Consider the following 12,299-nt stretch of genomic DNA (forward strand, 5'->3'; position numbering starts at 1 on the left):
ACAAAGTCTGGTGTTAAGGTGTAGAGTTTATATTAAATTCATTTTTCATAAATACTAATTGATTCAATATACTATTTGCATTTTTTTCTGCATAACTTAAGGAAGTAAGAAGCTTATCACATGCTGTAACAATTTCTTCATCATCTTTTGGTTTATTGATTACCTCTTTAATATCAATTTCCTTACTTTCTGATATGGCATTAATCATTCTTAAAATTGCTGAAAGGGAATAGTTAGCACAACGCAGAGTACGTATTATTTTAAATATATTAATATCACTTTCAGTATAAACTCGATATCCATTCTGCTTTCTCTTAACAGTAAGTAAACCATTCATCTCCCAATTTCTTAATGTGTCAATTGTAACCTGTAGATAGTCTGCAGTTTGCTTTCTTGTAAAAAATATATGATTATCTTTAGTATCTATCCCTAATAAAAGCTTCTTTGAAAGTTTTATGGCTTCTTCTGCATTTTTTCTCTCTTTTTTTATTTGATTTATATAATCATTTGTACAGTTAATTGCTTCTTTAAATTTCCCCTTGGCAGATAACTTAACAACATTAATTATTTTCTTTCTAAGCCCATTTTGCAGCACCTCTACTTTAAAGGCAGTTCTAGCAAGTTTAAACTGCTTTATATGATAGTCAGTAAATATTCTATAACCATTTGGTAATCTACTAGCCTTTGGTATTAATTCAAGCTTTTCATACAAACGTACAGTATTAGAATGTACCCCAACTCTTTTAGCTACTTCCCCTGTCTTATATGTCTTATCCATACTATTTTAACCTCCATGTCATTATGATAACACTTATAAAAAGTCTGGTGATATAGTGGAGTGTTTATTTGTTTCTTGTTTAGTTTTAAAAATTTATCCCCTTCATACTTTTCAATAGCTACCTCTAAATTTAATAAAAGCAATTTATAAATCAACATCGTTAGGTAAGGTCTTTATTTATTGTTATTATTTAATGAATTGTGCTAATTACCCTAAAGCTAAAGTTAAATGTTTTTATACTAATATCACCTAATTTTATTTCTAAATAAATAATAAAGATATCTTAGACATAAATTGTATATATCTTCTTAAATTGTTGACAAGTAAACAAAAATAATTTACAATATTGTTAACTAGTAAACAATAGGAGGAAAATAATATGATAGATATAAGTATAAAATTAAAAAGAGATCATAAAGTATGGGATTGGCTAAAATCACAAAATAATAAACTAATTTCACAAGGGCATATAGGAACTCATATAGATGTATATAAAAAAAGTGATATACCAGAAGACTACATTAAAACAAAAGGTATTTTAATAGATTGTTCAAACTATAATTTAAATGAAGAAATAGATTTAGACATTTTAGAGAATATTACTATAAGGCAAAATGATTTTGTTATGTTTAAAACAAATATACAAGAAAATAATCCCTATGGAAGCGATGTTTATATAAATAATCACTACCAATTAAGTTGGACGCTTATTGATTTCCTTATAAATAAAAATGTTAGTTTTATAGGAATAGACTGTGCTGGAATAAGAAGAGGAAAAGAACATTTTCAAGCTGATATAAAAGCTGAGAAAAATAAAACATATATAATAGAAAATCTAGATTTAAGTAAGTTAAAATATAATAATGGCAATAAATTTGATGTATACACTATATGGATAAACAATCCTCTTTCTACAGGATTAGCTACTAGAGTTATAGTTGAATAAAAAAGGAGGAACTTTTATGAAAAATGAGGATATTTTAAAAAAACTTATAGATATAATTCAATTATCTCAAGAAATGAACAAAAAAAGCTTTCAAGATATCTATAATGGATTAAATATAAATGAAGTTCACACTATAGATTATATAAAAAGAAACACCAATCCAAATGTAACAAGTATCTCCTCTAACTTAAATATAACAAGAGGAGGCGCTACCAAAATGACTAAAAAATTAATATCCAAAGGATATATAAGTGAATATAAAATAGCAGAAAATAAAAAAGAAAAATATTTTACACTAACTAAAAGTGGTGAGAAAATATTTATAAAGCATGAAAAAAATCATGAAGAATCCCTAAAAAGGGATAGTAAATTATTTAATGCATTTACAGAAACAGAAAAGCATATAATAGCAAAATTTTTAGATGTTTTAAAAGATGACTTAAAAGATAAGTTGATATAGGTATACAAAAGGTATACTATAACAAAATAAACCCTACCCTACTCTTAATCACCCACTCCACATTACTGTAACCTATTAACTAAAATGTAGTTTCCGTAAAAAATCTGTTTTTATATGTAAAATATTTACAGCAACTAAAAAGCCTATCCTAAATCTTTTAAATAAAGACCTAAGATAGGTTTAAATATCCATCTTATATAAAATAAATCTTTTAAAACTCTTACTTGCTCTTTTTCTTTAGCAATGGCAGTATATAGTTTTTTATTAATTCCATTCTATCTTTTGGTTTAAACATAAATTCAGAAACAATAGAAATTACTATATTTCTTTCTGGCATGCAGCAAATCACATTGCCTCCATCCCCTAAAGCTGCATAGACATGTTCTTTATCATCAATAATCCACCACAAATAACCATATGCTAACTTGTCCCATCGACTATGTTCTTTTGTACTTTCATCTATCCATTTAGGGGATATAATTTGTTTTCCTTTCCATTTCCCATGATTCAAATAAAGATTTCCAAATCTAGCCATATCAACTGCTGACAAAGTAATTCCCCAGCCACCGGTGCTGTATCCTTTAGGGTCAGATACCCATCCTAAGATATTTTTGCTATTAATAAAATCCATATAGTTTTCAGAAGTCATTTCATAATTAGGTAACTTATTCATTCCCACCATCTCAAATAGGTGTTCATTTGCAAATTCTCTTGCTGTTTTTCCTGTGGTTTTTGTAAGTATTGCAGATAATAAGTGGGCTCCTGCTGTAGAATATTTAAAAGTACCGCTCTCATCTTTACCACCTAATAAACCGAGGGCATATTTTACCCAATCAGAGCTAAGGCACAATTCTTTAAAAGGTTCTATCTTATAAGTATAAGGCGCTGTCATTGTAAGAAGATGTTTTATAGTTACGTCTCTCTTTTTCTTATCTTTAAGTTCACTATCATATTCAGGGAAAAATCCTGCTATTTTTTCATTTACACTCTTTATAAATCCTTTATCAATAGCAATTCCTATAAGTGCAGATAACACGCTTTTGGTTACGGAAGCTACATGGATGGTATCCTCTTTTTTATGCCCATTGAAATAATTTTCATAAATCACCTTATCATCTTTTAAAGCCACGATTCCCGCTATATTCTTATATTCCTTTTCTATTAACTTTTCTAAATTATCATAAAAACATTCTTTTTTAACCATGTTATTAACCCCTCACATAAATTAAATCTTTTTCACCGGTAAATATATATCTGTTATAAAATCTTCCGGCCTTTTAATTTCACGAGGATTTGTTATATAAACATCAAAAGGAGGTTTTGCAGTACAAAATTTTTCCTTCTCTAGCCATTCATGCTGCTTTGCATATACTGAAGTGATTTCTGAGTAAGATCCTTTAAGTCTAGTTTTAATACATAATCCAGGGTTAAAATCCTTTGTGCCCGTTGCGTATTCTTTAATTGGAATTGCAAATTCAATATCGTACCCTTCAGATAAATATTCCTCACTATGGTATATTGTCATTGGCGGTCCTATGATTGTAAGTCCCTCTTCCGCTATTTTCTTATACAATTGATTAAAAAACAGGTCATATCCTAATTTACATTCTTCTATGCTTACTAATTTTCTAATTGATAAAATATACATAGCCGGCACTTCTACAAGCTTAATATCCAAATCTTTTAAATTATTAAGTATCGGTTCGCCCTTTTTTAGATTTTCCATGTCATTGCCTAGTTGTTTAACCATCCTATCATAGGCTGTTAACTTTTCTTGAATCTCCCACCTCTTTTTATTTAAAAGAAGTATTAATTTTTCTTCAAACTGATCCTTTTCTGATTGTAAAATAGCTTTTATTTCTTCTAATGAAATTTCATAACTTTTTAAACGATTAATAAAAAGCATTCTTTCTAACTGATTTATAGAATAATATCGATACCCATTCTCACGGTTGATTTTTTCTGGATTAATTAAACCAATCTCTGCATAATACCTAAGGGTCTTAGTAGACACTTGACATATCTTCGAAAACTCTCCAATTGAAAGCATAAATCTAATCTATTCTCCTTTCAAATTCACTCATCCTCAAGTACAACAATAAAGCTTTACCTAAGGTTAAAGTCAATCACACTTATAAAAAGCCTATCCTATATTTCCATTTTCCCTGAAACAATTGCTAAATCCCATTCAAACAACTCATATCTATACAATTTTCTTTTTATCATAGGATCTTTATCTACAATTTCTTTAGCTTCTTTTATATCCTTTGCTTTAAAAATCATCATTCCACCAGGTTTATTAGAAAATCCACCACCAACAAAATACCTCTCAGATGCCACGCCGCTTAAATATTCAATATGATCATTAAAATCCTTTGAACTAGTTTTACCTTCTGAAATTTTATAATCAACTCTTACAAATAATTTGTCCCCTTTTTTCATTTCAGTCACTCCTTCAAATTTTTTATTAACTAGACTAAACACAGTATATTCCTACAATTCTATAAGATTATCATAAACTATTTCTTTCCCATTAATAAAGGACTCAACTACACAATTAAGCAAATCACTTTGCTCGTAGGGTATCCCGTGAGCAGCATTTTTAACAATATAACCTACACTATTTTCTAATAAAGCTTTGTTCTTAATTGCTGACTCTTTCATAATCTTTTTTTCATTTTCACCTACTAATATCAATGTATCTACCTTAACCTTTGACTTATTTTCAAAACTATAATTGGAATTTTCATATAAAATGTGGCTAAGTGTTTCTTTTGATACTTTTAAGGAATCTTTATAATAGTCGTCAAACATGCTATCTGGTATTGCTAATTGCTTTGATTGAACCTTTGAAAAGCTTTTTAACTTAGCTAAGGGCATTGTACAAGCAACCATCGGCTTTATCATTCCATTAACGAAAGGCATCTTTTTATTAAGTCCGCTTATAATTATGGCCTTGTGAACAACTTCCTCATGATGCTCCAACATAAACATTAATATCTGAGCTCCTATTGAATGACCTATTAATATTGCTTTCTTTGATTCTGATTCTTTTAATATAATTTTCTTAATTAGCATGGAACAATCTTCTATAGTGGTAAACTCCATATCATTGTTTACTCCATGTCCTGGTAAATCAAATGTTATGCACTTTTTACTTGTAAAATATTTAACTTGATTATCCCACATCCAAGGGCCTACCCCTGCACCATTAATAAAAACAATAAGATCTCCCTTTACATTTCCTGCCACACTATACTTAATCATCATATCATCCTTTCACAGCAATTTTAATAGTATTTATAACCAAATCCAAATCACTTTTCATAACTTTTTCCAGCTCTTCAAGGGAATAATTCAAATCTAATTTCCTTATAAAAGCAAGATTATATCCATCAATTATGTACTCTGATATTTTTAGTATATTTTCCTTATTTTCTTTATACTGTGACCAATCAATGTCTTTTAATAAATCCAGTTGATATTTTTTAATAAGGTCTTTTCTTATTGCCATAACATCTTTATGACAGGGTGATGACAAATCATAGAAAGCATTTAACATTACACGAAATTCTAATTCATGATTTTTATAATAATCAAATCCACAATCTAATAATCCATTAAGTCTATCAAAATAGCATCTTATACTCATATCCACATTCCTTGATTGATATTCTATAATATCCTTCATTATTAGGGTTATTATATATAAATACAAATCTCTTTTGTCTTCAATATACTTAAATAAGCCACCTTTTGAAATCTTGGCCTGCTTTATAATGCTATTTAGTGATGTGTTATCGTAAGTATTCTTTGAAAACTCCTTTATGCATGAATTAATAAGATTCAATTTCTTTTCTTCTGATAATCTATAAAAAGTATTTTTCATACTTTACCTCCTTTAGAGACCGTTCGGTTTCTATTATACTACCATCCTTTTTAACCCTTGTCAATAATCTTTTATTGGGTTATTTAACTTCTTTCTGTTAAAGCATTTTTAGATGATACTACGTCTTAAAAACAGATTAATATGATATTATTTTCACGCTAGGATATACACATATTGTAAGTCTTAATTGTATATGATAAAGTATTATTATAGGCCAAATGTAAATACTATATATAACCTCATCTTTAATAAAAAGGAGTGATTTTTATGACTTTAGCACAAAAACTTATGGAAATATCTAGAGATATGACTGAAGATATGTTATCTGAGGTTATTGACTTTGCAGAATATTTAAAAGTAAAAAATACAAAAGAGCAAAAGGAATTAGTTGATCAATTTATAGAAGAAAACAATGAGGCTCTAAAGGAGTTATCTAAATGAAGATGATAAGCTTAGAATTTTAAAAGCATAAGCTAAATCAATTAAGATGCAGCTTATGCTTTAATTTATTTGTTATCTACTATTTAGTTTTTCTAGTCTTTTTTAATCAAAACCTTTTTACCTTCAAATGCTATTCCAAGTTCTATTATGTCTTTGATTCCTCTATCTAAAAGTTCTGCTTTGTAATTTCTATCTTTTATCTGAGTTAAAGCTTTCTCTACTGCTTCTTCTAAAGATTCTTTTCTAATGTTATTCACTTTTTTAAATTCTATAATTACTGCTAATTTAGTTTTATCCCTTGGAATAATCATAATATCATATCGTCCAAAGCCACTTTCTCTATTAGATTTAACTCTATAACTATCTGAAAGAGCCACAAGCATTCCAAGTACAAAAGAATGATATACTTTTTCACTTTCTTTTCCTGATATATCAAAATAACTTACTGAGTTAATTACAAAATTTTTAAATATCTTACTAAATAATTTTATATCTCCAGAAACTAAGCTTTTAAGCATTAAATCAAAGTTTTCTGTGTTTTTACTTTCACTAAACCATTTAAGTATAATATGCCTATATAAATGTGTAACTTCCATATTAGGAATAGCTAGTTTGCAATATATTCTGCCTCGGTCTAATTTTTTCTCTACTACTTTTAGATATCCAGTGAAAAGTAAAAAATTCCAAATAGTATTACTGTCCCTATCTATTTGTTCCATCACTGTATCTTCAAATATTTCTTTTTCTATAGTTTTTCCTTCTATTAAATCTTCTAGTTCCTTTTTCAGAATCACAGAACCTTTAGCTAGAAGTCTTTTAACTAAATCATTACTACTAGTATTTACCCAGTAGGGTTTAAATTCGTTCTTAATATTTTTCACAAAATTTAGTATAGACCAAGGATTATATATAACCTTATCTCCAAATCTATAGCCATTATAAAATTCTCTTACTTCATCCATTTTATTCTCTATATTATAGGCTTTAAGCATGTCCTCTACTTCTTCATCCAAAAATCCAAACCATCTGCTATAGCTACTACTTATCAAAGTACTTATTTTTAAATTATTAGGCATTTCTTTTCTTTCTGTGATAATTCCAGTTAAAACACCCTTCTCTAAGTAAATATTATCTTTAAATCCAGCACTAAAAAATATACTCATAATTTCAATAACTTTATCAAGATACCCACCTACATGTCCACTTTGAACAGGAACATCATACTCATCTATAAGAATTACCACCTTTTGATTATGATATCTAAATAAACATTCACTCAATATACTAAGTGCATCAAGATATAAAATATGAGGTGCCTTGCCTTCTAATATAGACATTATTTCATCTTTTTCATACTCCTTTAAAACATCTCCATCTAAAATATAATCATGTCTTATAAACTCATCTCTTACTAATTGTTCAAAGCTAATCTTAAAATTTTCAAAACTATTATATTTTTGGTCTTTAAAAGTAATATATATAACTGGATATTTACCTTGCATATCCATAATGTCTTTATACTCATTTATCTTTAATTTGGAAAATAAATTATGGTTATCATCTAAGGAGTTTTCATAAAAATATCTAACCATACTCATGTTTAAGGTTTTACCAAACCTTCTTGGCCTTGGAAGTACAATAACCTCTGCTCCATCTTCTACTACTTCTTTTATAAATAAACTCTTATCCACAAAGTAATAACTATCTTCTATAACTTCTTTAAAATCACTTACACCTATAGGTAACTTCTTTCCCATACATTCCCTCCAAATTAGGCCTTCTAATATTTATAATTTTTAGATTATCATAATTATATCCTAAAGCTCATGTCTTAACTACTAAAGATTTAAAACAAATAACTCCATTGTTTAAATAAAAAAACATATTTTGTTGGAAAATTGAGAAAATTGTTGAAATTTTAGAAATATTAATATATTATAGAAATAACATATCATATTGGGGGGATAAAATTGAAAAGAAAATTAAAAACACTTACTTACTTATTTTTACTAGTTTTCGCATTTAATACTACCGTTTTTGCAGCTGAGGTAACTCATGATAAGAATATTATTAACATGCCACAAAAGAGTGAAAATATAAGATCAATTACTAAACAGGAATACTGTGAAGCTATTGCAAAATCAAGGGGGATATCTGTAGAAAAAGCTGAAGAAATTACAAATGACGTTATTAATAAACATAAAGAAACTTTAAAAGACTTACCTAGACGTCCTCAACCAAGATCAATACGTTGGGGAAGTTCTTATAGAGATGAATATGGTGGGTATCATAATTTTGCTTGGGTTTACAAAAGAGTAGATGCAGGTGGTGGAATGTTTGTTGAAGTTGGTGTTCCAGCCATAATCTATGTATTTGATTCATATGCTAGAGAATTTGTTCAAGTTAATGAGGATGATTGTTATGCAAAGGCAGTAGGTTCTGGAAGTTATACTTTTAATGTATTTTCAAAACAAGCTAAATTTATAAATGATACAGTTCATTTAAACGCAAGAGGTGCAGTAGAAGTAAAAACTAGTACTGCAGCAAATCTAGGATTAACTGCTTCAAAATTAATAAGCTTTGGTTTCAGTATTGGAGCTGATAGTTATGCTAGAAAAACTGTAACTATAAGTCATGTTGAAAGCTTATATTAATAACATAAAATTCTATTTCAGTAATGCAAACAATCTTAAACTAGGAGGATACATCTATTAGAAAAAATATAATATATTCATGTCTATTAATAATCTTGGCAATAGGTATATGTAGCGTTATCTATATAAATGGGAGAAAAGACATTCCAAAATTGCTTGTAACTTATAATGGTAAAAATGTAGAAGTAAAACAAGGTTCTTATAAATGGAAATCTAGAGGAAAACTGAAAGAACATACCCTTGATAGCTATACAGAAGTATTAGATAGTCTTTTGCCTGGAATGAAAGTATCTCCTAAGGGACAATTAAAATTAAATTTTGATTATGAACCTGAAACTATTACTTTATCTGGTGGAAATAATGCCAATGGTCAAATATTAAAAGATAACCTTATAAACATATCTGACTATAATACAGGATTGTATTTTTTAGATTGCAAGTGGAAAGAAGGAAATGTAACCTATATAATTTATGTTGATACACATGGATGGAAAACTCATACAAAAAAGGATACTAAGTTAGTATCCTTTTTTGGTATTCAGTTTAATAAAACTACTCTTTTAAAAAGCTTTTCTTTATTTTATTATAATCATTTTTGAAAAACATACATTCTTTTACACATACTGTACAACCCCTGTTCTTTGAAAAAGGCACAGCACATTTTTTATAATCAATACACCTCTTTGAGCCATCTTCAAATATTTTTGGGTACTTATATATAGCTTTAGCAGGACATTTATTTACGCATCTATTACAGTTATCACAAAATGCATTAACCCACATATGAGGATTTTCTTCTGAAAATGGAAGGTTTTCTATATCTGTATAAACTGCTGCAAGTCTTAATGAAGGCCCAAATTTTGGTGTAATTAACATTCCGTGCTTACCAATAACACCTATACCTGCTTTTTGAGCCAAAAGTGGATAATTTACTTCGCCCCCTAATGATGGCCCAGCTTCTGCATTATATCCTCTACTATTTAAAAAATCTTTAATTCGATTAACAGCCACATTTAATTCATAATAAGTTCTAAAGATTTCTTTTTCAGCCTTTTTTGAAGGTGCAGTATTTATAATATCGTGTTTCATTTCCATTAAAATAACAATAGCATTAGGGTAAAGAATCTTTTTATCACTAAAAATATAAGAGGAATCTACCTTAGTAAAACCAATGTCATTTACACCATATTCCTTTGCCAAAGCCTTCATATCTTCCATATCTTTAGCTGTTATTTTATATAAAGGGTTTTTAGGTTGTTTATATAACTCTTTATATGTTTTATTCATTTCTTTTATGCTTCCAAACATGTATTTATATAAATTAGGTAATGATTTAGCTTTTGTTTTCATACTACCATATTTTAAAACAATTTCAGGTACATTTAACCCTTCATGAGCATGTTCACTGGGATTAATATATGGTTTACTTTTATCGATATGTTTATTTATATTAGGCATTATTTTCTTAATACTCATAACCCTCTCCCTTTCTGCAGCAAAAATAATCAATAAATTATCTCTTACTATATACCATTTTTCAAAATTTATTCTGTGTTACTTTGTTCCCTTGAGATTTAGTCTAAACTTTCCTCATCACTATCAGCGGCTAAATTCTTTGAGTTTTCATTTAAAAGCATCAGATACTTATAAAATACTTTTATGTCTTCATTTTTAAAGCCTTTAAATAACTTCTTTTCTGCCTTGGTTTTAACATCCATTAAATCATCTACAATCTTTTCACCTTTTTTCGTAATATAACAAAGCGTATTTCTCCTATCCTTTTTGTCTATCTCTCTTTTCACAAAACCATCATTCTCTAAAATTTTAAGCGCCTTTGTCGCACTAGCTTTTCCCACGTTTTTTAATCTAGCAAGCTCTAATTGATTTATTCCTGGTGTATTATATATTAATAAGAAATATTCAAATTGGCCTTGCTTAATCCCGTATTTTTCAATCTTGGAACCAATAAACAAATTTACGTTTGCAGTTATTCCTCTAATCAATAATCCAAATTTATTTGGTTTCATAATTTAATCCTTTCATAATATATTTTTTAGCTTTTAAGGTAAGATTTTTTAATTCATTTTCATTTCATCGCTATATTTCATTATTGTTCTTAAAATCATTATAGCTTTAATTAGTATACCAGGCAACTAATTTCAAAATATTCCTCTATGCTTATTTTGAAATTATCTCTCTATAAAAAATAGTTAAACACCCTATATATTTATAACCACCTTAAAATTACTTTTAATCCTTTTTATGTATATTATTTTATGTTTATATGGTATAGTAAAATATGTAATTAACACACTAAGGAGACTAAAGATTATGAACAAGAGAACAAGAATTATGCTTTTTACATTCGCATTCACATTTATATTTGCTTTTATGTTTTTATCAAATGGATGCAGCTTAACAATATCTAAAACTACATCTTCTATTCCTAATAAAGAAGAAACTTCAATTTCAAAAGCCGTTAAATCTGGATACGAAAAAGCTTTCAACTTTTCATATGAAACTACAACAGGTATAGAAGGAAGTGAATATTTCACTAAAGAATTTAATGAAAAAAATCAGATAACAAAGAAATACCAACCGCTTATAATTAATACCAGAAAAGAAGAAAAAATGATAAACACTATGAAAATTAAAGAAGTAAAAGATATAAAAACAAACGGTAATTCTGCTACCGCTACTGCCTTATATAAGGCTACATCTAAAAGTACATCAAAAAAATTTAATTTTGATAGAACTGGTGAGATTAGAACTGATTTAATTAAATCAAACAACAAATGGCTAATTAATGAAATGCAAATATATACCTATAAATAAAATAAGTCCAGCAGAATCTTATAATATAGAGTCTTTATCTAACGCTGATGGAATAGTTCCTGTTACAAAACTTCTAATGTAAACATAAAAGATGGACATGCCTCTACATTAAGATTAAAATGTACACTTTATAAAAAGTCACATCCATACATCTTACTTAGTAAAGCAAGTCCACCTTTAGGTTTCAGTATTTCTTTTTATTACTCCGATATTTCAAGCATAAACTGTTCAACTAGCTCATGCATATTTGTATAAGGATTCATTTTCTTTATATCTTTAAAAATGGATTGGTTTTT

At 27.9% G+C, this 12,299-nt stretch carries 15 protein-coding genes; 6 read left to right on the forward strand and 9 right to left on the reverse strand.

The features are described 5' to 3' along the window. Positions 1-13 precede the first annotated feature (13 nt). A complete protein-coding gene (locus ABDZ71_RS11830; RefSeq protein ID WP_343761827.1) occupies positions 14-778 on the reverse strand; it encodes a MerR family transcriptional regulator in 765 nt (254 codons plus the stop codon). 379 nt (positions 779-1,157) lie between these two features. Between ABDZ71_RS11830 and ABDZ71_RS11835 the strand changes: the two genes are divergently transcribed. Further along, the gene (locus ABDZ71_RS11835; protein ID WP_343761828.1) at positions 1,158-1,724 is read left to right on the forward strand and encodes a cyclase family protein; all 567 of its coding nucleotides are present in this window, start codon (positions 1,158-1,160) and stop codon (positions 1,722-1,724) included. A 16-nt stretch (positions 1,725-1,740) separates the two neighbouring features. Then, complete coding sequence (locus ABDZ71_RS11840; protein ID WP_343761830.1) at positions 1,741-2,184, forward strand: MarR family transcriptional regulator; 444 nt, start codon at positions 1,741-1,743, stop codon at positions 2,182-2,184. 220 nt (positions 2,185-2,404) lie between these two features. Here ABDZ71_RS11840 and ABDZ71_RS11845 read toward each other — a convergent pair whose 3' ends face one another. From ABDZ71_RS11845 to ABDZ71_RS11865, 5 genes are all read right to left on the reverse strand, one after another. Beyond that, a complete protein-coding gene (locus ABDZ71_RS11845; RefSeq protein WP_343761832.1) occupies positions 2,405-3,388 on the reverse strand; it encodes a serine hydrolase domain-containing protein in 984 nt (327 codons plus the stop codon). A 21-nt stretch (positions 3,389-3,409) separates the two neighbouring features. Continuing rightward, positions 3,410-4,234 (reverse strand): MerR family transcriptional regulator, encoded by an 825-nt coding sequence (locus ABDZ71_RS11850; protein ID WP_343761833.1) that lies wholly within the window; start codon positions 4,232-4,234, stop codon positions 3,410-3,412. A 98-nt stretch (positions 4,235-4,332) separates the two neighbouring features. Beyond that, a complete protein-coding gene (locus ABDZ71_RS11855) occupies positions 4,333-4,626 on the reverse strand; it encodes a YciI family protein (RefSeq protein ID WP_343761835.1) in 294 nt (97 codons plus the stop codon). 51 nt (positions 4,627-4,677) lie between these two features. Continuing rightward, complete coding sequence (locus ABDZ71_RS11860; protein ID WP_343761836.1) at positions 4,678-5,451, reverse strand: alpha/beta fold hydrolase; 774 nt, start codon at positions 5,449-5,451, stop codon at positions 4,678-4,680. Positions 5,452-5,455: 4 nt separating this feature from the next. Then, positions 5,456-6,073, reverse strand: coding sequence for a TetR/AcrR family transcriptional regulator (locus ABDZ71_RS11865; protein ID WP_343761838.1), 618 nt, complete (start codon positions 6,071-6,073; stop codon positions 5,456-5,458). A gap of 267 nt (positions 6,074-6,340) precedes the next feature. Here ABDZ71_RS11865 and ABDZ71_RS11870 point away from each other — a divergent pair, with 267 nt between their 5' ends. Continuing rightward, positions 6,341-6,514: a DUF2281 domain-containing protein gene (locus ABDZ71_RS11870; RefSeq protein ID WP_343761840.1), complete on the forward strand. Its 174-nt coding sequence runs from the start codon at positions 6,341-6,343 to the stop codon at positions 6,512-6,514. A gap of 92 nt (positions 6,515-6,606) precedes the next feature. On the opposite strand, the gene ABDZ71_RS11875 is transcribed toward ABDZ71_RS11870, so the two are convergent. After that, positions 6,607-8,271, reverse strand: coding sequence for an AAA family ATPase (locus ABDZ71_RS11875; protein ID WP_343761842.1), 1,665 nt, complete (start codon positions 8,269-8,271; stop codon positions 6,607-6,609). A 213-nt stretch (positions 8,272-8,484) separates the two neighbouring features. On the opposite strand from ABDZ71_RS11875, the gene ABDZ71_RS11880 reads away from it, so the two are divergent. Beyond that, positions 8,485-9,168 (forward strand): hypothetical protein, encoded by a 684-nt coding sequence (locus ABDZ71_RS11880; RefSeq protein ID WP_343761844.1) that lies wholly within the window; start codon positions 8,485-8,487, stop codon positions 9,166-9,168. 152 nt (positions 9,169-9,320) lie between these two features. Then, entirely contained in the window at positions 9,321-9,767 is a 447-nt protein-coding gene (locus tag ABDZ71_RS11885; RefSeq protein WP_343761846.1) for a hypothetical protein, read from the forward strand. Here the strand turns inward: ABDZ71_RS11885 and ABDZ71_RS11890 are convergent. Both ABDZ71_RS11890 and ABDZ71_RS11895 read right to left on the reverse strand, forming a co-directional pair. After that, on the reverse strand, positions 9,721-10,644 hold the full coding sequence (locus tag ABDZ71_RS11890; protein ID WP_343761848.1) for a reductive dehalogenase domain-containing protein: 924 nt from the start codon (positions 10,642-10,644) through the stop codon (positions 9,721-9,723). The two genes, ABDZ71_RS11885 and ABDZ71_RS11890, sit on opposite strands and share 47 nt — an antisense overlap. A 98-nt stretch (positions 10,645-10,742) precedes the next feature. Next, positions 10,743-11,195 (reverse strand): MarR family winged helix-turn-helix transcriptional regulator, encoded by a 453-nt coding sequence (locus ABDZ71_RS11895; protein WP_343761850.1) that lies wholly within the window; start codon positions 11,193-11,195, stop codon positions 10,743-10,745. A 304-nt stretch (positions 11,196-11,499) separates the two neighbouring features. On the opposite strand from ABDZ71_RS11895, the gene ABDZ71_RS11900 reads away from it, so the two are divergent. Beyond that, positions 11,500-12,003: a hypothetical protein gene (locus ABDZ71_RS11900; protein WP_343761852.1), complete on the forward strand. Its 504-nt coding sequence runs from the start codon at positions 11,500-11,502 to the stop codon at positions 12,001-12,003. Positions 12,004-12,299 lie beyond the last annotated feature (296 nt).

Origin of the sequence: Clostridium oceanicum (assembly GCF_039521385.1) — a bacterium.
In the GTDB taxonomy this organism is placed as follows: Bacteria; Bacillota; Clostridia; order Clostridiales; family Clostridiaceae; genus Clostridium_F; species Clostridium_F oceanicum.